Origin of the sequence: Bifidobacterium apousia, from assembly GCF_007559275.1 — a bacterium.
Lineage (GTDB): Bacteria > Actinomycetota > Actinomycetes > Actinomycetales > Bifidobacteriaceae > Bombiscardovia > Bombiscardovia apousia.
Genome location: NZ_VMHK01000002.1, coordinates 326,102 through 350,248, shown reverse-complemented (window position 1 = coordinate 350,248; position 24,147 = coordinate 326,102). Strand labels below are relative to the sequence as shown.

At 62.8% G+C, this 24,147-nt stretch carries 14 protein-coding genes and 1 pseudogene; 8 read left to right on the top strand and 7 right to left on the bottom strand.

What is annotated here, in order from left to right:
* The first annotated feature begins 106 nt into the window (after window positions 1–106).
* The 3 genes and pseudogenes from FPK30_RS04140 (at window position 107) to FPK30_RS04130 (ending at window position 11,823) form a co-directional block, all read left to right on the top strand.
* Entirely contained in the window at window positions 107–3,544 is a 3,438-nt protein-coding gene (locus FPK30_RS04140) for an RCC1 domain-containing protein (RefSeq protein ID WP_222102860.1), read from the top strand.
* Between the two features lie 564 nt (window positions 3,545–4,108).
* Window positions 4,109–7,708, top strand: coding sequence for an RCC1 domain-containing protein (locus FPK30_RS04135; RefSeq protein ID WP_144085416.1), 3,600 nt, complete (start codon window positions 4,109–4,111; stop codon window positions 7,706–7,708).
* A gap of 526 nt (window positions 7,709–8,234) precedes the next feature.
* Window positions 8,235–11,823: pseudogene (locus FPK30_RS04130) on the top strand (RCC1 domain-containing protein).
* 198 nt (window positions 11,824–12,021) lie between these two features.
* Here the strand turns inward: FPK30_RS04130 and FPK30_RS04125 are convergent.
* Window positions 12,022–13,410 (bottom strand): MFS transporter, encoded by a 1,389-nt coding sequence (locus FPK30_RS04125; protein WP_024627495.1) that lies wholly within the window; start codon window positions 13,408–13,410, stop codon window positions 12,022–12,024.
* A gap of 51 nt (window positions 13,411–13,461) precedes the next feature.
* Window positions 13,462–14,418, bottom strand: a complete 957-nt coding sequence (locus FPK30_RS04120; protein ID WP_144085414.1) for a nucleoside hydrolase — start codon at window positions 14,416–14,418, stop codon at window positions 13,462–13,464.
* A 320-nt stretch (window positions 14,419–14,738) separates the two neighbouring features.
* On the opposite strand from FPK30_RS04120, the gene FPK30_RS04115 reads away from it, so the two are divergent.
* Window positions 14,739–16,109, top strand: coding sequence for a sugar porter family MFS transporter (locus FPK30_RS04115; protein ID WP_144085413.1), 1,371 nt, complete (start codon window positions 14,739–14,741; stop codon window positions 16,107–16,109).
* Between the two features lie 75 nt (window positions 16,110–16,184).
* On the opposite strand, the gene FPK30_RS04110 is transcribed toward FPK30_RS04115, so the two are convergent.
* Together FPK30_RS04110 and FPK30_RS04105 are read right to left on the bottom strand one after the other, a co-directional pair.
* Window positions 16,185–16,388, bottom strand: a complete 204-nt coding sequence (locus FPK30_RS04110) for a hypothetical protein (RefSeq protein WP_024627492.1) — start codon at window positions 16,386–16,388, stop codon at window positions 16,185–16,187.
* Between the two features lie 113 nt (window positions 16,389–16,501).
* Complete coding sequence (locus FPK30_RS04105) at window positions 16,502–17,536, bottom strand: alpha/beta hydrolase (RefSeq protein ID WP_232341927.1); 1,035 nt, start codon at window positions 17,534–17,536, stop codon at window positions 16,502–16,504.
* Window positions 17,537–17,686: 150 nt separating this feature from the next.
* Here FPK30_RS04105 and FPK30_RS04100 point away from each other — a divergent pair, with 150 nt between their 5' ends.
* From FPK30_RS04100 to FPK30_RS04090, 3 genes are read left to right on the top strand one after another with little or no spacing between them, the layout of a single operon-like run.
* Window positions 17,687–18,424, top strand: a complete 738-nt coding sequence (locus FPK30_RS04100; protein WP_144085411.1) for a DUF4391 domain-containing protein — start codon at window positions 17,687–17,689, stop codon at window positions 18,422–18,424.
* A 50-nt stretch (window positions 18,425–18,474) separates the two neighbouring features.
* Window positions 18,475–18,678: a hypothetical protein gene (locus tag FPK30_RS04095; protein WP_144085410.1), complete on the top strand. Its 204-nt coding sequence runs from the start codon at window positions 18,475–18,477 to the stop codon at window positions 18,676–18,678.
* Window positions 18,679–18,705: 27 nt separating this feature from the next.
* Window positions 18,706–19,836 (top strand): glycerate kinase, encoded by a 1,131-nt coding sequence (locus tag FPK30_RS04090; protein ID WP_144085409.1) that lies wholly within the window; start codon window positions 18,706–18,708, stop codon window positions 19,834–19,836.
* Window positions 19,837–19,950: 114 nt separating this feature from the next.
* Here FPK30_RS04090 and FPK30_RS04085 read toward each other — a convergent pair whose 3' ends face one another.
* Entirely contained in the window at window positions 19,951–21,069 is a 1,119-nt protein-coding gene (locus tag FPK30_RS04085; RefSeq protein WP_144085408.1) for a zinc-binding dehydrogenase, read from the bottom strand.
* A gap of 227 nt (window positions 21,070–21,296) precedes the next feature.
* On the opposite strand from FPK30_RS04085, the gene FPK30_RS04080 reads away from it, so the two are divergent.
* A complete protein-coding gene (locus tag FPK30_RS04080) occupies window positions 21,297–21,980 on the top strand; it encodes an SOS response-associated peptidase (RefSeq protein WP_144085407.1) in 684 nt (227 codons plus the stop codon).
* A gap of 14 nt (window positions 21,981–21,994) precedes the next feature.
* Here the strand turns inward: FPK30_RS04080 and FPK30_RS04075 are convergent, their stop codons facing one another.
* Both FPK30_RS04075 and glmM read right to left on the bottom strand, forming a co-directional pair.
* The gene (locus FPK30_RS04075; protein WP_144085406.1) at window positions 21,995–22,648 is read right to left on the bottom strand and encodes a peptide deformylase; all 654 of its coding nucleotides are present in this window, start codon (window positions 22,646–22,648) and stop codon (window positions 21,995–21,997) included.
* 29 nt (window positions 22,649–22,677) lie between these two features.
* A complete protein-coding gene (glmM, locus tag FPK30_RS04070; protein ID WP_144085405.1) occupies window positions 22,678–24,054 on the bottom strand; it encodes a phosphoglucosamine mutase in 1,377 nt (458 codons plus the stop codon).
* Window positions 24,055–24,147: the final 93 nt, after the last annotated feature.

Here is a 24,147-nt window from a genome sequence, read left to right as displayed (position 1 = left end):
TACCTTGGGAAAGGGGTTTGTAGCGATCATGTGCCATCCGGATGCGTCTTCCCGGTCAGCCATTGTTGTAGACCTTTTGAAGGTTATCGTCATTCTTCCAGCCAGCATGATCTTCGGCGGGCTCACTGCAGCCGATGCCATCGCAAATCCGATCAGCCCGGCCCAGCAAACAGACGCATCCGTCAGCACAACCACCGCCCGAGCTCAGCCAGGTTCAACTTCATACCAGGTCGTCTTCGACAGCGCCGACGGCAGCAGTGTCGACCCGCAGACCATTGCCGAAGGCGCCCAGGCCAGCCGTCCCGCGCAAGACCCGACCAGGGACGGCTACCTGTTCGACGGCTGGTTCACCAAAGATGCCAAGGGCGACTCCAAGGTGGCCTACGACTTCACTCAGCCCGTCACCACAGACCTCACCCTGACCGCCCACTGGACCAAGGGCACCAGCGCCTGGAGCCTCTCCCCCACCTCAGGGAAAGCCACAGAATACACCAGGATCACCCTGACCCCGCCCACCACACCAGACATACGCTTCAGCCACATCGTCCCAGCAAAAGAAGAAGGCTCCCAGGCCATAGCCTCGGACGGCAACCTCTACAGGTGGGGAGACAACAACTACAAGTTGGAAACCTCTGAAGAAGAAAAACGCACACCGAGCCTGGTCAACCCGCCGGCCGGCGTACGCTTCACCCAGGTCAGCGGAGGTTCCTCTCATTCCTTGGCCCTGGGATCGGACGGCAACCTCTACAGCTGGGGATACAACAAACAAGGCCAACTGGGACGCGAAATCGTCAGCGACACCACTCCCCCTTCTAAGACAGACAATCAGCCGGGGCTGGTGACTCCTCCGGCCGGCGTCCGCTTCACCCAGACCTGCGTAGGAGCCTGGCATTCCTTGGCATTGGGCTCAGATGGCAACCTCTACAGCTGGGGAAACAACAGCTACGGCGAACTGGGACGCGACACGGGTTCAGCCACATATGATGCCAAGCCAGGCAAGGTGTCGATGCCGGCAGGTGTCGCGAAAATCACCCAGATCAGCGCAGGGACTTTCTACTCCATGGCCCTGGACTCGGACGGTGACCTGTACAGCTGGGGAAACAATGCTTACTACGAACTTGGACGCGACACCGGTTTGGCAGAAAAAGACCCCGCACCACGCAAGGTCTCCACCCCGCTAGGTGTCAAGAAATACACGTGGATCACGACTGGAGACTGGACATCCTTGGCCATAGGCTCGGACGGCAACCTCTATAGCTGGGGATACAACGAATACGGTCAGCTGGGACGAAACACCGGATCAGCAACACAAGACCGCAGACCACGCAAGGTGGCTATGCCGGCAGGCGTCAAGAAATTCACCCAGATCAGTACAGAACGCAGGCATACACTGGCCTTGGGCTCGGACGGCAACCTCTACAGCTGGGGAAACAACGATTGCGGCCAGCTGGGTCGCGACACCGGATCAGCCAAATATGACACCAAACCCGGTAAGGTGATCATGCCGACGGGCATCGCACAATTCACCCAGATCAGCGCCGGCTATTCCCACTCCCTGGCCATTGGCTCGGACGGCAACCTCTACAGCTGGGGATACAACCAGTACGGCGAACTTGGACGCCCCACAAGCGGCAAGTACGACAGCAGCCCCGGCATGGTCACATTCCCCGAGGATCCCAAGCCCGATAATGTGAGTTTCGGCGGGACACCCGGCACCAACCTCGACGCCAACCCGGACGGCACCTGGAGCGTCACCACGCCCCAACACGAACACGGCAAGGTGGATGCAGTCATTACCTGGAGGATGAACGGCGAACGACCGGACGCGCACCTGCCCTATAGGTACCTGGAAACCTACCATCCCACCTTCGACACCGCCCAAGGCATTGGGTTCTACTGGCAGTCCGTGACTGAGGGCACCCCAATGAAACGCCCCGATAGGGATCCGACCAAGAGGGGCTATTTGTTCGACGGCTGGTTCATCGGCGACACAGCCTATGACTTCAGCAGACCGGTCACCGACAAGGTGACCCTAACCGCCCACTGGAGCAGTGTCGACAGCAACAAGTGGAAGCTCGACAAGGACAACGGGCCCGAGTCAGGCGGCCAGACCATCACGCTGACTCCACCGCCAGCACGCGGCATCCGCATCAGCCAGGCTGACGGAGGAGACCTCCATTCCGCAGCCGTGGGCTCCGACGGCAGCCTCTACACCTGGGGAGACAACACCCACGGTCAGTTGGGCCGCGACACCGCTGACAAGCAGGACAGTCATCCAAGCAAGGCGGAGGCTCCTGCAGGCGTCACCTTCGTCCATGTCAGCGCAGGCTACGGATTTTCCGTGGCCCTGGCCTCGGATGGCAGCCTTTACACATGGGGAGACAACAGCGCTGGGCAGCTGGGCCGTACCATCACCAGCAACACCCCAGCCAACAGGCCCCACAAGGTGGATACCCCGGCAGGCATCACCTTCGTCCAGGCAAGCGCAGGCGGATCCCATGTCGTATCCCTAAGCTCGGATGGCAACATCTACACCTGGGGAGACAACAGCGCTGGCCAGCTGGGCCGTACCGTCACCAGCAACACACCCGCAGACAAGCCCGGCAAAGCCGACACCCCGGCAGATGTCACCTTCACCAGTGTCAGTGCAGGCTGGGGCCACACGGTGGCTGTGGACACGCAAGGCGACGTCTACACCTGGGGAGACAACACCCACGGCGAGCTCGGGCGCAGCACCAGCAGCACCCCCGCAGACAAACCCGGCAAAGCCGACACCCCGGCAGGCATCACCTTCACCCAGGCCAGCGCAGGCGCAAGCCACTCCGTGGCAGCAAGCGACGACGGCAGCCTCTACACCTGGGGCAATGCCGCCAACGGACGCCTGGGCCGCGACACCAGCAGCACCCCCGCAGACAAGCCCGGCAAGGCCGACACCCCGGCAGGGGTCACCTTCACCCAGGCCAGCACAGGAGGCGCGCGTTCCATCGCCTTGGGATCCGACGGCAGCCTCTACATCTGGGGAGACAGCGGCAAAACCTCGTCAGACAGGCCCAAGAAGGTGGATACGCCGGCAGGGATCACCTTCACTCAGGCCAGCGCAGGAGCATCGTACTGCCTGGCCCTGGGATCCGACGGCAACCTCTACAGCTGGGGAGACAACGCCAAGGGCCAGCTCGGCCGCGACACCACCGATACTCAGGCCGCCAGCCCGGCCAAGGACACCTTCCCCAGGCCTGGCATCCCCACACACGTCCAGTTCGACAATGTGGAAGCCTCCGACCTGACCAAGAACTCCAACGGCACCTGGACGGTGACCACGCCGGCACACATGCCCGGTACGTCAACCGTCACCATCGAATGGAGACTAAACGGAGCAGCCCAGACCCCCGACACCAGCAACACGTATCGGTACAACTCCATCAGCGTACTGCCCAGGGCCGGCGGAGGCGGCCTGCTTCCCCTGCTCATCGCAGGACTGATCGCCTTCGCATGCGCCGCAGCAGCCAGGCGCCACAGGCTGGAAACTCTCAGCCGGCAACAATAAAGACTTCCCTCGTGTAAGCAGGTCCGGGTTATCACTATCCCCAACACACTCCCGGACCACACGGGTGGCCCCAACTCCCCCAACGCAATGGGGCCACCCATATACTTCCGTCAGAACGGCATTGGCCTTATCTCTAACTAGCGGCTTGCCCCTTCCGATCCTCGCAAAACTGGGGATAAGCCGCCGAGAAGGGCGGCCGATCAGATTGGTGCCCTCGGTCATGCCTCGCTTTCCTTCGTTTTATTAGTAAGCTCGATTTGCTTCCAGACAGATAAGAGTCTGAAAGTTGAAGCACTTGTTAGCGAAGCGACGCTTAGCAGAAAGCTAAAAAAAAAAAAGGTCTCTACATTCGAACGCATGGTTCCGGCTCGTGTGTGTTGTCGGCGGGCTGGGTGGTATGGTGAAAAACGGGGGACGTCGAGAAGACGGCTGGCTTGCGCCATTAGCTCCTGCGATTTGATGCAGGCCTGGCGCTGATAGGCAGCATGGCTTTCCGACAGGCAGAACTTTGATAGACAGGCGGTGTTGATTCCGTTTGGTGTTTGGTGAAGGGGTTTTGGTTTGATGCATCTGGTTTCCCGTCTGCGTCGCACCTTGGCGATGACGACCATCCTGCTGGGAATGCTTGCGGGCCTGGGCGTCGCATCCGCCCAGGCGGATGCTCCTATCCTCACCGGGGGGGGGGGTCGTCAGACCCCTCGCGTAGCTGAGCAAACCCCCGGCATTCCCCCCAGCAGCGCACCAGACACCCCGCTATCCTCGCCCTCGCCGATACAAGCCGCCACACCGTTAAGCCCAACAGCAAATCCGGGAACCCCGTCATCGACGACGGGAACACCCGGCAGCACAGACGCCGCACCTGCCAGACCAGCAGAGAAGACAGCTGATCAGGCTTCGCACATAGTGCGTTTCGACCCGAACAACGGCAGCAAACCCACACAAACGAGCGCGAAAACCGGCACGCTCGCCGCTGCCCCGCAGCAGAACCCTCAACGTGAGGGCTTCCGGTTCGACGGGTGGACACACGACGGCCAGCCCTTCGACTTGCAGACCCCCATCCTCCAGGACACCACCCTGAAAGCCCAGTGGTCGAAGACCACGGACTGGACGCTGAACCCTGACCATGGTCCCGCCACCGGCGCCCGGCTGACCATCAGCCCGCCCAACCTGCAGGAGCCTCAATTCGCCAGCATCCACGCCGCAGGAAACCAGATAGTCGGCCTGGCCGGCGACGGGCGGATCTACACCTGGACGCAGGACAGCACACCCAAACCAGTTCCCTCCCCCGCCCAGGCCCCCGACGGGTTCCGCTACCTGCAGGTTGCAGCCGGCAGCCGCCGGCAGGCCGCGTTAGGATCCGACCAGCGGATATACACCTGGAACAGCGGACAAACAGCACCTACGCTCCTCGACACCGGCAAGGATGCCGGGTTCACCAGCATCAGCACGGACAATGACCTCCTGCTGGCGGTGGACCGGCAGGGCCGGGTCCACGCCTATCAGGCCAGCAAGGCCGACAGCCAGAACCCGGAACTTATACAGCAGGCCGCCATCAGCCTGCCCGGAAAGGCGCTGGCCGTCCTCGCTGCGGCCTCCGCCAGCCAGGCGCTCATCGTGGACGCTGACGGGCTAGCCTGGACCTGGGAGATGAGCAACCTCGGGAAAGCCAAGCCCGAACGCGTCAAGCAGGATCCGGGCATGCGCACCGTCCAGGCGCAGGCCCTCAACCAGGGGTTCCTGCTCTTGGATGCAAAGGGGCAGGCCCGGTACCTGCCAGACGGCACTGCCGCCATGATCCAGCTCAGCCTGCCGGACGGCGCGCAGGCCAGCTCGACCGCCGCCAACAAGGCTCAGGCCATGATCGTCGGCACCGACGGCCATGTCTGGGCCTGGAAGCCCGGCAAGACCCCCAAACGCGCGGACAGCAGGAACCAAGCCTACATGCAGGCCACAAGCACCGGCAGCAGGATCACCGCCATCAGCAGGCAGGGCGGCATGTTCGCGTGGAGCCTGGATAAGCAGGGCCAGCCCGGCAAACCCGACAGGCTAGGCACCACACAGGCGCCCACCTTGGAATCAGCCAGACTGGACGGCCAGCCGCTCAACCTCACTGCAAAGAACAACGCCTGGCAGGCGGACATGCCCGCCCGCAATCCGGGACGAGCCGTCATCCTTATCACGGGCAGGCAGGACGGGCAGCCTTTCGCCAGGAGCCTTGCGTACACGGTCGACCAGCCGCTGGCACGAGCTGCGGAGCCAGGATCCGCGTTCACGATCCGCTTCGACACGGGCGGCGGAAACCCGAAACCAGCGGACCAGACTGTCCCCTCCCCGTATGGGAGGGTGAAACGCCCCTCCCCCGACCCTGCGCGGGAGGGCTTCCTGTTCGACGGCTGGTTCACCGGGGATGTCGCCTATGATTTCAGCAGGCCCGTCGACAAGGACCTGACCCTGGCCGCCCACTGGACGCCCGCAGGCAGGAACAGCAGGTGGAGCATCAGCCCTGATAAGGGCAGCCAGCTGGGCAGGGAACCCGCCACCATCACCCCGCCCGACAGCGCCAGCCGGGGCATCCGGTTCAGCCAGATCAGCGGATCAAAAGGCTCCAGCTATGGTTTTTCCTTGGCGGTGGGCAGCGACGGCAACGCCTACGCCTGGGGAAACAACTACTATGGCCAGCTCGGCGACGGGACGAGAGACGACAAGCATGCGCCGGTCAGGGTGAGGACGCCCGACCGCAACACGTACCCGGACCTGCCAGCGGACTTCACCTACCTGCAGGCCAGCGCCGGAACCTCTCATTCCCTGGCCCTGGGCAGCGACGGGAACGTCTACGCCTGGGGATCAAACAGCGATGGCCAGCTCGGCGACGGGACGACCGGCGGCTACCAGTATGCGCCGGTCAGGGTGAAGACGCCCGACCGCAACACGTACCCGGACCTGCCAGCGGACTTCACCTACCTGCAGGCCAGCGCCGGAAACCAACATTCCCTGGCCCTGGGCAGCGACGGTAATGTTTACGCCTGGGGAGACAACAACTATGACCAGCTCGGCGACGGGACAACCAGCAGCCGGAATGCGCCGGTCAGGGTGAAGACGCCCGACCGCAGCACGTACCCGGACCTGCCAGCGGACTTCACCTACCTGCAGGTCAGCGCCGGAACCTATCATTCCCTGGCCGTGGGCAGCGACGGCAACGTTTACGCCTGGGGATACAACAGCAGTGGCCGGCTCGGCGACGGGACAAGCATCGACCGGTATGCGCCGGTCAGGGTGAAGACGCCCGACCGCAGCACGTACCCGGATCTGCCAGCGGATTTCACCTACCTGCAGGTCAGCGCCGGATTGGATCATTCTCTGGTCGTGGGCAGCGACGGCAACGTTTACGCCTGGGGAGCCAACGGCTATGGCCAGCTCGGCGACGGGACGAGTGCCAGCTACCGGTATGCGCCGGTCAGGGTGAGGACGCCCGACCGCAACACGTACCCGGACCTGCCAAAGGATTTCACCTACGTGCAGGTCAGCGCCGGATACTGGCATTCGCTGGCCGTGGGCAGCGACGGCAACGCCTACGCCTGGGGACACAACTACTGGAGCCAGCTCGGCAACAACAGCAGCGGCTCCACTTTTAATCCTGCTCCTGCGCGCGTGCGCGACCCCGCCAGCCCCACCGACAAGAGCCAAGGATTGCAAGCCGTGCAAGTCAGCGCCGGATACGCTCATTCGCTGGCCGTGGGCAGCGACGGGAACGCCTGGGCATGGGGAAACAACAACTATGGTCGGCTCGGCGACGGCAGCACAAACGCCAAGTCGGTTCCTGTGCCGGTGTCGTTCAACCTGGCTCTGGTGATCACCGGCGTCAGATTCGACCAGACCCCCGCATCAGGGCTCACGCGCGGCGATGGCAGCAGCGTCAGCGTGCTCACGCCCGCACACCAGCCGGGCACGGTCACCGTCAGCGTGGACTACACGCTGGGCGGCGCACCCCAAACGCCCGACACCTCCCTCCGATACACGTACCTGTCAGCAGGCATGCTCCCCAAGGCCGGAGGGGAAGGCATCCTGCTCGCCCTGGCCACCGGCATGACCGGCATGGGCGGCGTCCTGGCATCCCGCCGCCACCGGCAGGAAACACGCCAACTGTCACATGCTTCACACGAGTAAGAGCGGCCGAGCGGCGTATCAATCCCCCCGCCCCCGGCCCATCAAGGGGGAGCAGGCAGGACAGTGCCACTTAAAGGCTCAACCCCAAGAGAGCCGACACTTCCCTCCCGCGCCCCCATCACACTTCTGCAGGCGGGAAGCCAAGGGGCAGGCATGCACGCCCCCGTCCCAGCCTGGGAGAGAGGGAAACACGGCCAGGCCGGCCACGGGCAGAAACCCAAGCCAGCCTGGCCGCTGTTCATTTCTCTTCCCCCTCCCTCCTCATGATTTGGCGAGCAGCCGCCTTTACCCACCATCGAGGTCATCACCACCCAGGGCTCAGACCTGGCTCGTGTGTGTTGCTTGTTAATCCGGTGGTATGGTGAAAAACGTGGGGGCGTCGAGAAAACAACTGGCTTCCGCCATTGGCTCATGCAATCCGATGCAGGGCTGGCGCTGAAGGACAGAAGGGCTTTCCGACGGACAGAACTTTAAACAAGCAAGCGGCATTTGAATTCGTTTGGTGTTGGTAAGGGGTTTTGGTTTCATGCATGTGATTTCCCGTCTGCGTCGCGCGCTGGCGATGATGATCATCCTACTGGGCCTGCTGGCAGGCTTGGGCGTCGCGTCCGCAAACGCGGCGGACGCTCCTGTACTCACCGGGGGGGGGGGGTCGTCAGACCCCTCGCGTAGCTAACGGAACCTCCGGCACTCTCCCCAGCAACGCAACACACACTCCGCTTCCGACCCCATCACCACTGACAACCGCATCACCATTAAATCCCGAAACAACAGATCCGTCTGCTCCCTCATCGCCGACGGCTACTACCGGCAGTACGAATTCCGCTTCAGCCAAGCCATCCGGCAAGACGAATGATCAAGTCACGCACACGGTGCGCTTCGATCCGAATAATGGAAACAAGCCAACACAATCAACCGTGAAAACCGGCACTCTCGTCATCCCTCCAGAACACAACCCTGCACGTGAAAGCTTCCGGTTCGAGGGATGGACGCTTGACGACCAGCCCTATGACTTCCAGACGCCCATCCTCCAAGACATGACCCTGACTGCAAAATGGGCCAAAACTGCAGACTGGACGCTGAGCCCGAACCATGGGCCCTCCACCGGCGCCCAACTGACCATCAACCCGCCCGACAAGCAGGAGCCCTACTACACCAGCATCCAAGCCACAAGAGACCAAATCGTGGGCCTGACCGGCGACGGTCGCATCTACACCTGGGCGCAAGACAGTGCACCAAAACAGGTCCCCTTCCCCACCCAGGCTCCCGACGGGTTCCACTATCTGCAAGTCGCAACCAGCAGCCAATCGCAGGCCGCATTAGGATCCGACCAGCACCTCTACACATGGGACAGCAGACAGGCCACGCCCACCATCCTCGACACTGGCCGGAACACCCAATTCACCAGCGTCAGCCTGAACGATGACCGACTCCTAGCCGTGGACCAGCAAGGACAGGTCCACACCTTCCAAGCCAGCCAGCCCGGCACACAGGATCCGACTGCAAAGCCCGGAGAGCAAACGGCAGCAGTCCTGCCCGGACAGGCACAGGCCATCACCGCCCTCGCCTTCGGCAGCCGGATCCTCATCGTGGACGCGAACGGACAAGCCTGGACCTGGGACGCGAACAACACCGGAAAAGCCAAACCCGTACGCGTCAGACAGAACCTAGGCATGCGCATCATCCAAGCGCAAGCCCTCAACCAAGGGTTCCTCCTGCTGGACGCGGACGGGCAAGCCTGGTACCTGGCCGACAGCACCACCAGCCCTACAGCTCTCAGCCTGCCGGACGGCGCGAAAACCAGCCGAGCCATCGCTAACAATGACCAAGCGTTGATCACGGACACAGAAGGACGCGTTTGGACGTGGAAGCCCGGCGATACGCCCGTACGCGCAGACAACGGGAACAAACAGTACATACAAGCCGTCAGCGTGGGCAGCAGGATCACCGCCATCGGCAGGCAGGGCAGCATAGTCGCGTGGAGCCTGGACGCTCAAGGCAAACCCGGGAAGCCAGCCAGACTCAACATCAACACCGCGCCCACCCTGGAATCAGCCAGCCTGGACAGCCAGCCGCTCAAACTCACCAAGACCGGCGACGTATGGCAGACGCCGATCCCCGCACGCAAGCCCGGACCAGCCGCCATCCTCATCACCGGCAGGCAGGACGGCCAGCCCTTCACCAGAAGCCTCAACTACACGGTCGACCAACAGCTGGTCAGAGACACGGAACCAAACACCACCCACACGGTCACCTTCAACACTGACAGCGGAACCCCCACACCAGCAGACCAGCAGGTCTCCTACCCATACGGCCGGGTCCAGAGGCCCTCCCCCGACCCAACACGCGACGGCTACCAGTTCGACGGATGGTTCACCGGCAGCATCGCCTACGACTTCAGCAAACCCGTCACCACAGACCTCACCCTCACCGCCCACTGGACACCCAACACGCAAAACAACCAATGGCGGATCAACCCCGACAAGGGCAGCCAGCTCGGCAACGAAACCACCACCATCACCCCACCAGACACCAGCCGAGGCATACGGGTCAATCAAATAAGCGGGTCAAAAGAAAACTACGAGTACGGCTTTTCCTTAGCTGTGGGCAGCGACGGGGACGCGTACGCCTGGGGAAACAACACGTATGGACAGCTCGGCGACGGGACGACCACCTACTACCGGTATACGCCGGTCAAAGTGAAGACGCCTGACCGCAAGACGTATCCGGACTTGCCAGAGGATTTCACCTATGTGCAGATCAGCGCCGGACAATATCATTCGCTAGCCCTAGGCAGTGACGGATACGTGTACGCCTGGGGAAGCAACCCCAATGGTGTGCTCGGCAACAACAGCTCCAGCTCTTCGTATGTGCCTGTGCGCGTACGCGACCCCAACAGCCCCACAGACGCGAGCAAAGGATTGAAAGCCACACAGGTCAGCGCCGGAGGCTATCATTCGCTGGCCGTGGGCAGCGACGGATACGCCTACGCCTGGGGATTAAACAACACTGGCCAGCTCGGCAATAACAGCTCCAGCCCTTCGTATGCTCCTGTGCGCGTACGCGACCCCAACAGCCCCACAGACGCAAGCAAAGGATTGAAAGCCACACAGGTCAGCGCCGGAAATTATCATTCGCTGGCACTCGACAAGGACGGGAACGCTTGGGCATGGGGAAGCAACGGCAATGGTGAGCTCGGCAACAACAGCTCCAGCTCTTCGTATGTGCCTGTGCGCGTACGCGACCCCAACAGCCCCACAGACGCAAGCAAAGGATTGAAAGCCACACAGGTCAGCGCCGGAAACTATTATTCGCTGGCTGTGGGCAGCAACGAATATGCCTATGCTTGGGGAAACAACGGGTTTGGTAAGCTCGGCAACAACAGCTCCAGCTCTTCGTATGCTCCTGTGCGCGTACGCGACCCCAACAGCCCCACAGACGCAAGCAAAGGATTGAAAGCCACACAGGTCAGCGCCGGAGGCTTTCATTCGCTGGCCCTCGACAAGGACGGGAACGCCTGGGCATGGGGAGACGACGATCATGGTCAGCTTGGCAGGGGCATGTACATTCAGTATTCATACCCCGTGAAAGTTTTCACATCTTCACAATCTACGAACTCGGCCGGCCCCTGGCTGAATGCCGTACAAATAAGCGCCGGAAACCATCATTCACTGGCCATCAACACGGATGGGAACATCAAAGCATGGGGATACAACAACTATGGGCGGCTTGGCGACGGCACCACCAGGGAATCGACTGTTCCTGTGCCGGTAGCGTTCAACCTGCAGCCGGTGATCAGCGCAGTCAGGTTTGACACCAGCCCAGCCAAGAGCCTGAACCCTGTCAGCAACAGCAACAGCGTCACCGTAACCACGCCCGCTCATCAGCCGGGCCCGGTCAGGGTCAGCGTGGACTACACGATGGGCGGAGCAGGAAGCACCCTGACGGACAAGTCCCTGACCTACACGTACACCCCCCTGGGCGTGCTCCCAAGGGCCGGTGGTGAGGGCATCCTGCTCGCCCTGGCCACGGGCATGACCGGCATGGGCGGGGTGCTGGCATCCCGCCGCCACCGAAAAGAAATACACCGACTGCTACACGCTTCGCACGAGTAAGAGCGGCCGGGCGGCGTATCAATCCCCCCGCCCCCGGCCCATACAGGGGGAGCAGGGAGGAAACGTGTTACTGAAGGCTCAAACCCCAAGTGAGCCGACACTCCTCCCGCGCCCCCACCACACATATAAGTCGACCGCCCAAGCGCAACAGAGGAGGCAACTCTTCTTGCCACGCCCGGACGGTCGACTGCAACAGTTCTACTGCTGGTCAGCAGTCGTGGCGTAGATGGTCTTCTTGCAGGCCAAATACACGACCAGGCCCAGCAGGGACACCGCAGCCCCGATCAGCAGCAGGTTGCTGTAGTTGGCAGCCGGGCCGGTAGCGCCCATGATGCTGAAGCCCTCCAGGCTGGGCTTGCCCATCAGGCCGCCGATGATGGCGATGCCGATGGAGCCGGTCACGTTCATGACCAGATCGTTCATGCCCACGCCGCGGCCTGACTGATCCTGAGGCAGGGTGTCAAGCACGGTGGAGACGATGGGCGAATACATCAGTCCGACCCCTGCATAGTAGACGCAGGCAGTCAGCGTCAGGGCCAGCAGGCCGGAGTTGACCACCAGGGCCGTCCCTGCGAAGCCCAGGATCATCAGGCAGGCGGCGATGATGATGGCGGGCTTGCGGCCGATCCTGTCCACGATGGCGCCTGAGGTGGTGCCCAGCACGGCGGCCACCAGGAAGGCCCAGACCACGTGCAGGGAGACCGTGGTGGTCGACACCTTGTAGACGTCACGACCGATGGCGTTGAAGATGGGCGACATGCAGTAGTTCATGAAGTAGAAGATCAGGATCAGCCCGATGCCCATCAGCCAGCGCTTGTTGCGGAAGAAGTCCGGGGTGATGAAGGGGCTCTTGGCCCGGCTGATGTACACGGCGAAGATCAGGTAGCAGACAGCGGAGGCCGCCAGCAGCCACCAGGCCGTGTAAGAGAAGAAGAGGGTCAGCAGGGCCGTGGCCAGTCCGAAGATGACGAAGCCCAGCCAGTCCACCTTCTCGCCGTTGCCGCCGCCGGTGGGCAGGCTCTTGAGCAGGATGGGCAGGAAGACGATGGTGACCGCGGGAATCAGGAAGAGGTACTGCCAGGCTATGGAGCTGAGCAGACCGGCGGCGAAGATGCCGATGGCTGCAGACACCTGGTATCCGGCCGTGAAGATGCCGAAGAAGATCACTTTCAGGGAGGGCTTGAGATACTTGGTGGCCACGACCAGGTAGGCCGAGCCAGCCACCTGCTCGCCGGCGGTCTGCAGCAGCCGGGCCGCGATCACATTCCAGATGTTGGGGGCCATGATCGTATTGGCCACGTATCCGTACACGGACCCGACGAACAGTATGCACAGGCCGAAGGTGACCAGCTTGCGCAGGGATACGAAGTCGCCCAGGGACCCGTAGATGAAGCAGACGATGCCCAGGACGATGCTGGGCAGGGCCGTGATCAGCGAGGCCTGGTCGGGAGCGCCGGCGTCCTTGCCGACCTGCTGGAAGACCAGGTTGAAGCCCTGCAGGCACAGGGTGCCCAGGACGAAGGTGATCAACAGCAGGATCAGCGATCGTACCGCTGTCGAATCCTCGGTGGATTGCTTTTCGGACATGATGTCTTCAGTTCTCTTTCTCTTGCGTGAACTTGCCGGGGATGGCGGACCTCAGTCAGCCTGGGAGGCCAGCCGGGTGATGCGGGTCATGAACTCGTCCAGGAAGCGGGGCACGTCCACGCCGACGGCCACGCGCATGGTCTTGTTGGGGTCGTTGAGCCGCTGCTCGTCCCCGATGGTGCGCCCGCGAGTGGCGCCTTCGGTCTCCACCTTCATGTTCATGGGCAGGGTGGTGACCAGGGTCGGGTCCACGGCCACGGCCACGGCCAGCGGATCGTGCAGGCCGCAGCCACCCAGGTGGGGCGAGGTGGTCTCGTAGGCCTTGATGTAGAAGTCGGTCATGTCCGCCAGGAAGTTGCCTGCCGCGGTGCCCAGCTGCCGCCAGCGGGCGGTCTCCTTGTAGGTCAGCAGGGTCTGCAGGGTCACGTCCAGGCCGACCATGGTCACGGGCGCGCCGGAGCGGAAGAGCACGTCGGCCGCGTCCGGATCCTGGGAGATGTTGGCCTCCTGCCAGGCGTCCACATTGCCCGGCACGGTCAGGGCCCCGCCCATGAGCACGATGGAACCGATGCGTTGGGCAATGTCAGGCTCCTTGGCCAGGGCGGCGGCGATATTGGTCATGGGGCCGGTGGGCACGTAGACCAGATCCTTGCCATAGGTGTTGACCGCATCGATGATGAAGTCCACGGCCGACTCCGTCTCCGCCTTGCGGTCCGAGTCGGGGATGGCCACGTCGCCGATGCCGTTCTGTCCGTGGATGAAGGCGGAGACAGGCAGCACTTCGAAAGAGTCCGCCTTGGAGGCGTGGGACAGGCCCGGGTAGACCTTGACCTCGGGGTGACCCAGCAGGTCGGTGATGGCCAGATCGTTGCGGATGCCCTGCTCCAGCAGCACGTTGCCATAGGTTCCGGTTATGCCGATCAGCTCAACTTCGGGGCTGCCCAGGGCATAGGAGATAGCCAGAGTGTCGTCGACACCAGTGTCCAGATCCAGAATCAGCTTGCGCATACAATGTTTCCTTTCATTGCCATGGCTGTATGGAACCATGGCCGTATGCATCCACGATGTCCTTGTGGTGAATGCTTGTTTATCATATGCGAAATTGAGCAGTTTCGCTGCCCATGACATGCGCAAGTCGTGGACAATATCCCCAAATGTTCATGCAGCCGGCGACCAGGGCCCGGATGACGAATCCAGACAGCGAATCCAACAGCTGGTTTTCCGGCCGATTGCCCTGTCCACAATGGCGAGCCGGATCGACGGACCGCTCCCCCAGGTGCCTATGATGACTCTGATTCAGCCCGGATGAACAGGCGAAAGGGGAACCCATGACCGCGATTCAAGGACGGCGGCGCAATCTGCAACTGATGACCGCCCTGGGCGTGCTGGCCGGCGGCCTCTACGGCTATACATTGACCGTCATCTCCGGAGCGCTGGTCAATATGAACCTGGGCTCCGGCTCGGGCGGACACCTGACGGCCGGAGAACAGGGCATGGTCACCTCAGCCCTGCTGATAGGCGCCGCACTGGGATCCTACCTGGCAGGCAAGTTCAACGACCGTTTCGGCCCCAAGCACATCATCCTGACCGGCGCCCTGCTGGCCATCCCGGGAGCCCTGCTGAGCGCCCTGGCCCCCAGCCTGGCCGTGCTGGGACTGGGAAGACTGATCATCGGAGCCGGCATCGGCATGACCTCCACCATCGTGCCCATTTACCTGGCCGACATGGTCGGCACGGCGGAACGCGGACGGGTAGTTTCGGTCAACTCGGTCATGATCGTGGTCTGGCAGCTGCTGGCGGTCAGCGTCAACGCCATCCTGGACCGGATGGGTGCCGACTGGCGAACCATGCTCTGGGCCCTCGTGCCGCCGGCCATCCTGCTGGCCCTGCTGGCCTGCTTCCTGCATGACAGCCCGGCCCACCTGATCCGCCGAGGCCAGCCGGACCAGGCAGCAGCCTTCCTTCAGTCCACCCGCGACCAGGCAGAGGCGCGGGTGACCATGCAGAAGCTGTCGCAGCCGGCGAGCGCGAAGACCCCCAGCTTCAAGACCCCCTGGCTGCGGCGGGTGCTGATCGTGGGCATCGGCGTGGCCATGATCAACCAGCTGACCGGACTGAACATCGTCAACTACTACGCGCCGACCATCTTCACTGACACCCTGGGCTTCGACCCCTCACTATCAATGATCGCCACCGTGCCCGTCATCCTGGTCTCCGCCGTAGCGGCCACCATCGGAGGGCTGGGACTGATCGACCGTTTCGACCGTCGCGCCATTCTGGCTGTAGGACTTGCAGGCACCATCGTCTTCCTGGCCGCTATCGGGGTCTGCTACCGGTTCGTCGGCACCCCGGGCTCCGGGTCACGGACGGCCGCCTGGATCATGATCGGCATGATGATGATCTATGTGGTCTTCGTCCAGGGGCTGGTGGCCCCGGTCACCTGGCTGCTCCTGTCCGAGATCTTCCCCCAGCAGATCAAGAGCCGCGGCATGGGCTACGCCAACGTGGCCATGAACCTGACCAACTTCGGGCTCTCCCTGGTCTTCCCCACCCTGCTGGCCCGTCTGGGCGGCACCGGCACCTACCTGCTCTTCGCCCTGATCAATGTGTGCGCCCTGGTGTTCGCCTGGATCATGGTGCCCGAGACCCGAGGCAAGAGCCTGGCCCAGATCGAGCAGGAGGCCCGGGCCCGGGCATGAAATCGGGCATAAAAAGAGGGCGGAACCGAACACCAGCCCGCCCTTATGGAATCTGATACTTCAGATTCTGATGCCTCAGATGTTGAAGGCCTTCTTGGCCAGCTTGGCGATGGTGTCGCCGCCCAGCTGTGCGACATCATTCTTGCACTGGTTGATCCTGCCGAAGAGCTGGTCCGCGTCGTTGTACGACAGCGGCTGGCCGATCTCCTTGGACAGATCAACCAGCTGGTCGATGGTCTCCAGGTTGCCTAGCTTCTCTACCAAGGTCTTCTCGTCCATGAATCACTCCTCTGTAAGCGGCGGTGCAGACACCGGGGGCCTTGCGCCATCGATGCCCACCTTTCTCCTCCCATCATAGCCAGCAACCGGATGAACCGGGCGCGCACAGAGGCTCAAATCAGGTCGTAGGAGAAATCGTGGATCTGGTCCAGGGCCTGCCGGCTCTCCTCCAGCCAGGTCATGGCCACCGGATAGACGTGTCCCAGGGTCTGCAAACGGTTGGGCCTCAGGTCGTGCAGCTCGAAGTCGCGGCCCTTCCTGCACAGAATCTCGGCCATCTTAAGCGCATCACCCTGCAGGAAGTCGTCGGCGCTGGTGTTCAGGAATACCGGCGGCAGGTGGACCATGTCGACCATAGTCCTCAGGTCGGCCACCTGATCGCCCCCAGCCTGCACGAAGCTCCTGAAGAAAGATGGTGCGACCCTTGTCAGGTCATCGGTGGGCGAACCGGTTGGATGGAAGTCTTCCAAATCCACCGATAAGTAAGGAGTCAGATCAAGCAGGCCTGAGACGAAAGCAGCCCCCCGAGGCCGCAGACCGGCAGGCTTCAGACCCAGCCTTTGCGCAAATTGATCATCGGACTCGACGGCCAGCGTATAGAGTGCCAGGGTGCCTCCGGCCGAGTCTCCCGTCAGAAAGATCCGGTCGGGCGAGACCGGATACTCGTCCAGGTGGTTCTTTATCCAGGTCAGAGCGATCAGCACGTCAGACAGCTGGCCCATGAAGTCCGTGCTGGGGATCAGCCGGTAGTTGACCGAGAAGACCGCGAAGCCACGCTTGGCCAGGTGGGTGCAGAAGTTCCGGTTGAGCTCCTTGTAGCCGTACATGAACCCGCCGCCGTGGATATCGATGTAAACCGGGGTCACCCTGCCGTTGCGCAGCAGGGCATCATGAGGCAGGTACAGATCCAGCTTGTGGGCGCGCAAACCATCGTCCACATAGGCGATGTCGTTGAAGCAGTCCACTCCCTCGGGCACCTGCCAGTGACGGGAGCGGGGAGCATCCATGCGCCCGAAGGTCAGCCGGGACCCCAGAACGGCCCGAACCATATCCGGACTGCAGCCCTCCAGGTCCCCGTCGACCTCGGTCCAGCCCTCCAGGAGTTCACGTTCCTCGTCGGTTACCGTCATCTCTGCATCGTTGCTCATCATTCAGCCCTCATCACTCCAACCCGCACAGCTCCTCGCATCCGGTCCTGCGGGTTTACAGCCAATATACATTGCCGGCAGACGGACACTCTTGCCCCTGGTCGCACTCCTGCCGGTAGAATAACGGCAACAGCGACAGAAAGGCCAAGGATGACAATCGCAAGCTACGAAGGCGTATCCGCGCGCTCCCTGGGCCTGCCGCCCACCACCGCCATTCCGGCAGCCAGGGGCGAACTGCCTATACGCGCTTTCACCACGCGGCCGCCCGTCTCCTCACGGCTGCGTCAGCACTTCTCCACCAGCGTCGACAAGATTGTCATGCTGGCCCTGCTGCGGCCCGGAACCATCCCTGCAGCGGATGGCGCACACTGCCATGAGGTGCTGGTCATGGCCATCGGGTTGAAGACCCCCGATGTGCCGGAGGACGTGCTGGAACACATCGCTGCCATGCGCTCATCAGGCATGGTGTTCATCACCATTCACCAGGGTGAAGAGGGACTCGTCTGCACGCCGGCCATCCGCCGGGCCCTGCCCACCAAGGCCGGTCACGAAACCAGGCATACGCTCCACCTGGGCAGGCCCCGCCCTGCTGATCAGACCAGTCTGACCTTGGTCGGCAAGAATATGGACCAGCTCTGGGACAGCCTGTGCGCCCAGGTGACCCTGGACCAGACCGACGGTACGGATCTGGACAGCCGCCTCGCCGTCCGCGAGCGCATCGAGCTGCTCAAGGCCCAGGAGGTCAAGCTGACCGGAGACCATGGCCGGGCCAAAACCACCCAGGACCGCAACACAGCCTTTGCCAAGCTCCAAAAGGTCCGCGCCGAGCTGAAACAGCTTTCCGCCGATAACCAGGCAGCGAAAGCTGCAGGGCCGAGCCAGGCCTAGTCTGACCTAGTCCATACCTGCCCAAGCGGATCGTAAACCTCATCTGCTCCATGGTCGTGCCCGAACCCATGCTGTCACCCATCGCCGGCATCCTCATGGTCGCCGCCACTTCCACAAGCGTCATCCTGGGCAGCAGCTCCCTCACCAAGTCCTTGAACATGACCTGGGCGAGCACGGTGAGGGCGGCCCCCTTTGAATTGCGGGTAGGCCTTACTATGACTCTGGTGGCCATGCTGGTCTATCTGGTCTTCTGAAACGACGGGTCAGGAAAGGTCACAACCATGAAAATCATCATTGCACCCGACTCTTTCAAAGGCAGCCTGACCGCCAAGGAGGCTGCAGAGGCCATCGAACGCGGATTGCGACGCAGCCCCCTCAAGGCCGAAACGGTCCTGGTACCCATGGCCGACGGCGGCGAGGGCACGGTCCAGTCCCTGGTCGATGCCACCGGAGGCCATATGATCCAGGCCCAGGTCACTGGACCTCTAGGGCAGAGCGTCATGGCCAGCTACGGCATCCTGGGCGACGGACGGACCGCCGCCATCGAGATGGCTGCAGCCAGCGGGATCCAGTTCGTCAACGAACAGACTCGCGACCCTCTGATCACCACCACCTACGGCACGGGCGAGCTGATCGTCAAGGCCTTGGACCAAGGCGCACAAGAGATCATCGTCGGCCTTGGAGGCTCGGCCACCAACGACGGCGGCGCCGGTATGGCACAGGCCCTGGGAGCCCGGCTCCTGGACGCTGACGGACATGAGCTGACCCAGGGAGGAGCGGCATTGGCCCGGCTGGACCGGATTGATATCTCCGGGCTGGATCCCCGTCTGGCCCGCACCCGCATTCGTCTGGCCTCGGACGTGACCAACCCCCTGACCGGCCCCGAAGGAGCCTCGGCCGTCTTCGGCCCGCAAAAGGGAGCAGACCCGTCCATGGTGGCCACCCTGGATGCGGCCCTGGCTCACTATGCAGCCGTCATTCGCAAGGACCTGCACCGGGAGGTGGAAACCAAGCCGGGCGCGGGGGCCGCCGGTGGCCTGGGCGCAGGATTCCTGGCCTTCACTCCGGCCGTCATGGCCTCAGGCGTCAATATTGTCGTGGAGACCACCCGTCTTAAGGAGCTGGCCCGCGGCGCCGACCTCTGCTTCACCGGCGAGGGCGGCATCGACTTCCAGACTGGTTTCGGCAAGACCCCCTTGGGCACAGCCCAGGCCGTCAAGGAGTCCTCCCCCGGCTGCAAGGTCATCGCCCTGGCGGGCAGCGTGGGCGCAGGAACCGAAGAGCTCTACAAGCTGGGCATCGACGCCATCTTCAGCATCAGCCCCGGAGCCGTCAGCCTTGAGGAGGCCATGGCCAAGGCCGCCGACAATCTCGCCGCAGTGGCCGAGAACATCGGCAGGCTCCTGGCCTGATCCGGCTCTCGGATCAGCAGAACAACAAAGGGGCTCCGGATGCCTTGCGCACCCGGAGCCCCTGTAATCTGTTCGGCATAACCTTCAGCAGTCATGCCGTTAAGTTGGAAGGGATCAGTCGAATTCGGTGATGACCGAACGAATGACCTCGCCGTTGACCAGCTGCTTGTAGGCTTCGTCGATCTGGCTCAGCTTGATGTGCTGGCTGACAATGTCATGCATGTTCAGCCGTCCATCCACAGCGAAGTCGGCATACATAGGAATGTCGTGCTTGATGTTGGTGGAGCCCATCCACACGCCCTTGAAGCCACGCTGATGGACCAGCAGGTCGGCCGGGTTGATCTCCAGAGAGATCGTGGCATCCGGCTTGGCCAAGCCGATCGGGTAGGCAGTGCCGCCCACACCCAGTATGTCCCAGGCCTGCTTCATGGTGACGGGCAGACCGATGGCCTCGAAGGCCTTGTCCACGCCGCCGTTGGTCAGCTCGCGCACCTTGGCCACCGGATCCTCGTTCTTAGAGTTGATGACGTCGGTAGCACCAAACTTACGGGCAAACTCCAGCTTGTTGTCCAGCAGGTCGATGGCGATGATCCGCTTGGCGCCGCAAATCCGGGCTCCCGAGATGATGTTCAGACCGATGCCGCCGGTACCGATCACGGCCACGGTATCGCCGGGGCGCACATGGGCGGTGTTGATGGCTGCTCCTGCTCCGGTGATGGTGGCGCAGCCGATGCAGGCTGCCTCATCCCACTTGACCTGGTTGTTGACCACGGCCAGCTGGTTCTCGTGGACCAGTGCCTTCTCGGCGAAGCCGCCGACGCCGAAAGCCTGGGTGATGGGCCGGCCGTCGGGGAAGGACAGACGAGGCTTTTCATCCGCGCCACGCACGCACTCCTGCTGCTGGGTGCAGGACTGAGGCTGGCCCTTGAGGCAGTTGGCGCAGTGTCCGCAGACCTGCTCCAGGGAGGCCACCACGTGGTCGCCGACCTTGATGCCGGACACCTCGGGGCCCACAGCCTCGACAATGCCCGAGATCTCATGGCCGATCACAGCCGGGAATGGGAAGAACTTGTCGTCATCCTCGACCAGATGCAGATCCGAATGGCACAGACCCGAGGCCTGCACGTCCACCAGAACCTCCGCGCCGATGGGGTCGTCAATGATGACCTCCTCGGGCTGGGCGAATCCCTTGCCGATACCGTAAGCAATCGACGCCTTGATCTTCTGAGGCATAAGCCATCTCCTAATAACCATGTTCCCGCCGGTTCCATCCGGCAGGACAAATATATATATCGTTGAATACTGTACTGCAGCCACAGCGGTCTTCAATGCAGACACCATTGTTGCAGACCACTTTCTATGGTAGCAGGGAAAGGCCTGAACTACCATGCAAACTTTCCCTGGAAGAGGCCTCCGGCGTTTCCTCGACGGGGGCTCCAAGCATCCATAGAATGGGCTTCATGTGTGGACGATTCGCGGCTGACCTGGACTACTCCAGTCTGGCCCAAGACTACGGTGCCCGGCAGGCTCCGGGACTGCCCAAGCCCTCCTGGAACATCAGCCCCGGGTCGGTCATCGCCCTGGTGGCCCAGGACCGACATGGGCAGCGACACCTGCATACGGCCCGCTGGAACCTCGTCCCCTCCTGGTCGGACACCGATCAGATGTCTTATCCCACCCACAACGCCCGAGTCGAGAGCGCTCTGACCAAGCGGACCTATGCGGATTCAGCCAGAAATCAGCGGGCCATCATTCCGGCCAGCGGTTACTACGAGTGGACACCAGACCATCAGCCCTACTACTTCCAGGCTCCCGACGGCCACACCCTGAGCATCGCCGGCCTCTACTCCTGGTGGCGCGCCAGACCTGGCCAGCCCTGGCTGCTGACGGCCACCATCCTGACGACACAAGCCACGCCAGATGCCGCCCGGGTACACGATCGGATGCCCCTGCTGATCACTGGTGAGAATCTGGATTCCTGGCTGGATCCGAGCATAGGAGGCCAGGAGATCCTGCCCAAAGCCGTGGAGCCTGGCCGCCATGCCTCCGAGACACTGACCATGCACCCGGTGGCACCCCTGAAGGGTGACGGACCGGAACTGACTGAGGATATAGCTCTGGATCAGAGGGTGAAGAAAATTTAGAAGGTTTGTAGGATTCAGATGGTGAATCCCAGCTCCCGCGCCGCCTCGGTGGGGACCGGGTCGTAGGCCCAGTACTCGCTCAGGTTGTCGTCGGAGGACAAGCTGCGAATCTCGGCCTTGTCGATGTAGACCTCGCCCGACAGATGGTCGGTCTCATGCTGGAAGATGCGGGCCGGCCAGCCGTGCATGTGCTGGCGGTGCTTGCGCCCGGAACGATCCTCCCAGCTGGCAGTGATGTCCAGCCAACGCCGCCGGACCGCCTGGAATCCTTCCAGGGACAGACATCCCTCATAGAAGGCCGCGGTCTCCTGCCCGATAGGTTCATAGGAGGGGTTGATGATGACCCTGAAGGGCAACTCGTCGATCTGGCGCGGATCATCCTCGTCGTCGCGGACATGGTCCTCGATGACGGCGATGGCCAGCCCCAGGCCCACCTGGGGCGCTGCCAGTCCCACGCCCGGGGCCTCAAGCATGGTGGTGCGCATGGCCTTGAGCAGCCTGTTCAGCGTCTTGGCTGCCAGCTGACCCTGGTAGGGCTGAGTCTGCTGGCGCAGGACGGGCTCGCCCATCTGCACGATGGGCAGGAGCTCTTCTTTGCCGGCCTCGGCCAGCATGGACTCCACCCGGTGGTTGAGGTCGGCGTCGAAGGCCGCCTTTCTGCCGAACATGGATGATTCCGCCTTTCTGGTTCGTCGCTTTAGATGGCCAGCTCGTCAGCCACGACCGACGCCAGCCGCTGGCAGACCTGGTCGGCCTGCTCCTGGGTGGCCGCCTCGACCATGACCCTGACCAGGGGTTCGGTGCCCGATGGCCGCAGCAGAACCCGGCCGGTGCTGCCCAGCATCCGCTCCTCCGCCTCGACCGCATCCTGAACCTTGGCGTTGGTGCGTGCCGCGTTTTTGTCCACCCCGGGCACGTTGATCAGCTGCTGGGGCAGCTGGGGGAAGTCGGCGGCCAGTTCCTTGAGGCTCTTGCCCGAGCGCACAACCTCCTTGGCCAGGGTCAGGGCCGTCAGGGTCCCGTCGCCGGTGGTGGCGAACTCCCGGTTGATGACGTGCCCGGACTGCTCGCCGCCCAAGGTATAGCCTCCGCGCAGCATCTCCTCCAGGACGTAGCGGTCGCCCACAGCCGTCTGGACGGTGACGATGCCCATCTGCTTCAGGGCCAGCTTGAGTCCCAGGTTGCTCATGACAGTGACCACCAGGGTGTCGTTGGCCAGCTTCCCCTCGCGCTGCTTAGCACGAGCCAGGATGCCCATGATCTGATCGCCGTTGACCATGTGACCCTCTTCGTCCACCGCCAGACAGCGGTCGGCATCCCCATCGAAGGCCACGCCCATGACCGCATCCGAGGCCCGGACCATGGCCTGCAACTGCTCGGGATGGGTGGATCCGGCGTGCTTGTTGATGTTGTAGCCGTCAGGCGAGGCGTTGATGACCACCACGTCCGCCCCGGCCCGGCGCAGGGCCTCGGGGGCTACCACCGAGGTGGCTCCGTTGGCGCAGTCGGCCACGATCCGCAGACCATCCAAGGGCTTGGTCTGGGTCTTGTCGGGGGCGACAGGGGCAACTGCTTCAACAAGGTGGTCGATGTACATGTTGGTGGCGGTCACGGTGTCATGGGAGACGCGGCCCACGCCCTCGCCTACCGGACGCTCCCAATCCTGGCCCAGGACCGCTTCGATGTCGTCCTCCTTGGAATCCTGGAGCTTGAAGCCGCCCCGGGCGAAGAACTTGATGCCGTTGTCGGGCATGGGGTTGTGGGAGGCGGAGATGACCGCACCCATCTCCACGTTCAGCACGCTGGTCAGGTAGGCGATGCCCGGAGTGGGGATGATGCCCACATCGATCACGTCGAAGCCGCCTGATGACATACCGGCAGCCAAGGCTGATGCCAGAAAGTCCCCGGAGACCCGGGTGTCGCGGCCGATCAGGGCCCGTCGGCGACCAGCGGACCGATCCGCGCCACGACCTAGGACACGGACCGCTGCATCGCCCAGATCCAGGGCCAGCTGTGCAGTCAGGTCTCTATTGGCTAAACCGCGTACACCATCGGTACCGAATAATCTGGGCATTGCTCTCCTCCGAACCTACCATTCTGCATACAGGCGACAGATTCATTATGGCCCCGCCCCTGACCCGTCGCCACTCGGATCGGGGCAGGCAGG

What these genes read in the sequence shown, in the direction of transcription:
- FPK30_RS04085 (WP_144085408.1), bottom strand. Translation starts at nt 21,069, where the DNA reads ATGCCTCAGAAGATCAAGGCGTCGATTGCTTACGGTATCGGCAAGGGA.
- FPK30_RS04120 (WP_144085414.1), bottom strand. Translation starts at nt 14,418, where the DNA reads ATGCGCAAGCTGATTCTGGATCTGGACACTGGTGTCGACGACACTCTG.
- FPK30_RS04115 (WP_144085413.1), top strand. Translation starts at nt 14,739, where the DNA reads ATGACCGCGATTCAAGGACGGCGGCGCAATCTGCAACTGATGACCGCC.
- FPK30_RS04090 (WP_144085409.1), top strand. Translation starts at nt 18,706, where the DNA reads ATGAAAATCATCATTGCACCCGACTCTTTCAAAGGCAGCCTGACCGCC.
- FPK30_RS04105 (WP_232341927.1), bottom strand. Translation starts at nt 17,536, where the DNA reads ATGAGCAACGATGCAGAGATGACGGTAACCGACGAGGAACGTGAACTC.
- FPK30_RS04075 (WP_144085406.1), bottom strand. Translation starts at nt 22,648, where the DNA reads ATGTTCGGCAGAAAGGCGGCCTTCGACGCCGACCTCAACCACCGGGTG.
- FPK30_RS04135 (WP_144085416.1), top strand. Translation starts at nt 4,109, where the DNA reads ATGCATCTGGTTTCCCGTCTGCGTCGCACCTTGGCGATGACGACCATC.
- FPK30_RS04080 (WP_144085407.1), top strand. Translation starts at nt 21,297, where the DNA reads ATGTGTGGACGATTCGCGGCTGACCTGGACTACTCCAGTCTGGCCCAA.
- glmM (WP_144085405.1), bottom strand. Translation starts at nt 24,054, where the DNA reads ATGCCCAGATTATTCGGTACCGATGGTGTACGCGGTTTAGCCAATAGA.
- FPK30_RS04095 (WP_144085410.1), top strand. Translation starts at nt 18,475, where the DNA reads ATGGTCGTGCCCGAACCCATGCTGTCACCCATCGCCGGCATCCTCATG.
- FPK30_RS04140 (WP_222102860.1), top strand. Translation starts at nt 107, where the DNA reads ATGATCTTCGGCGGGCTCACTGCAGCCGATGCCATCGCAAATCCGATC.
- FPK30_RS04110 (WP_024627492.1), bottom strand. Translation starts at nt 16,388, where the DNA reads ATGGACGAGAAGACCTTGGTAGAGAAGCTAGGCAACCTGGAGACCATC.
- FPK30_RS04100 (WP_144085411.1), top strand. Translation starts at nt 17,687, where the DNA reads ATGACAATCGCAAGCTACGAAGGCGTATCCGCGCGCTCCCTGGGCCTG.
- FPK30_RS04125 (WP_024627495.1), bottom strand. Translation starts at nt 13,410, where the DNA reads ATGTCCGAAAAGCAATCCACCGAGGATTCGACAGCGGTACGATCGCTG.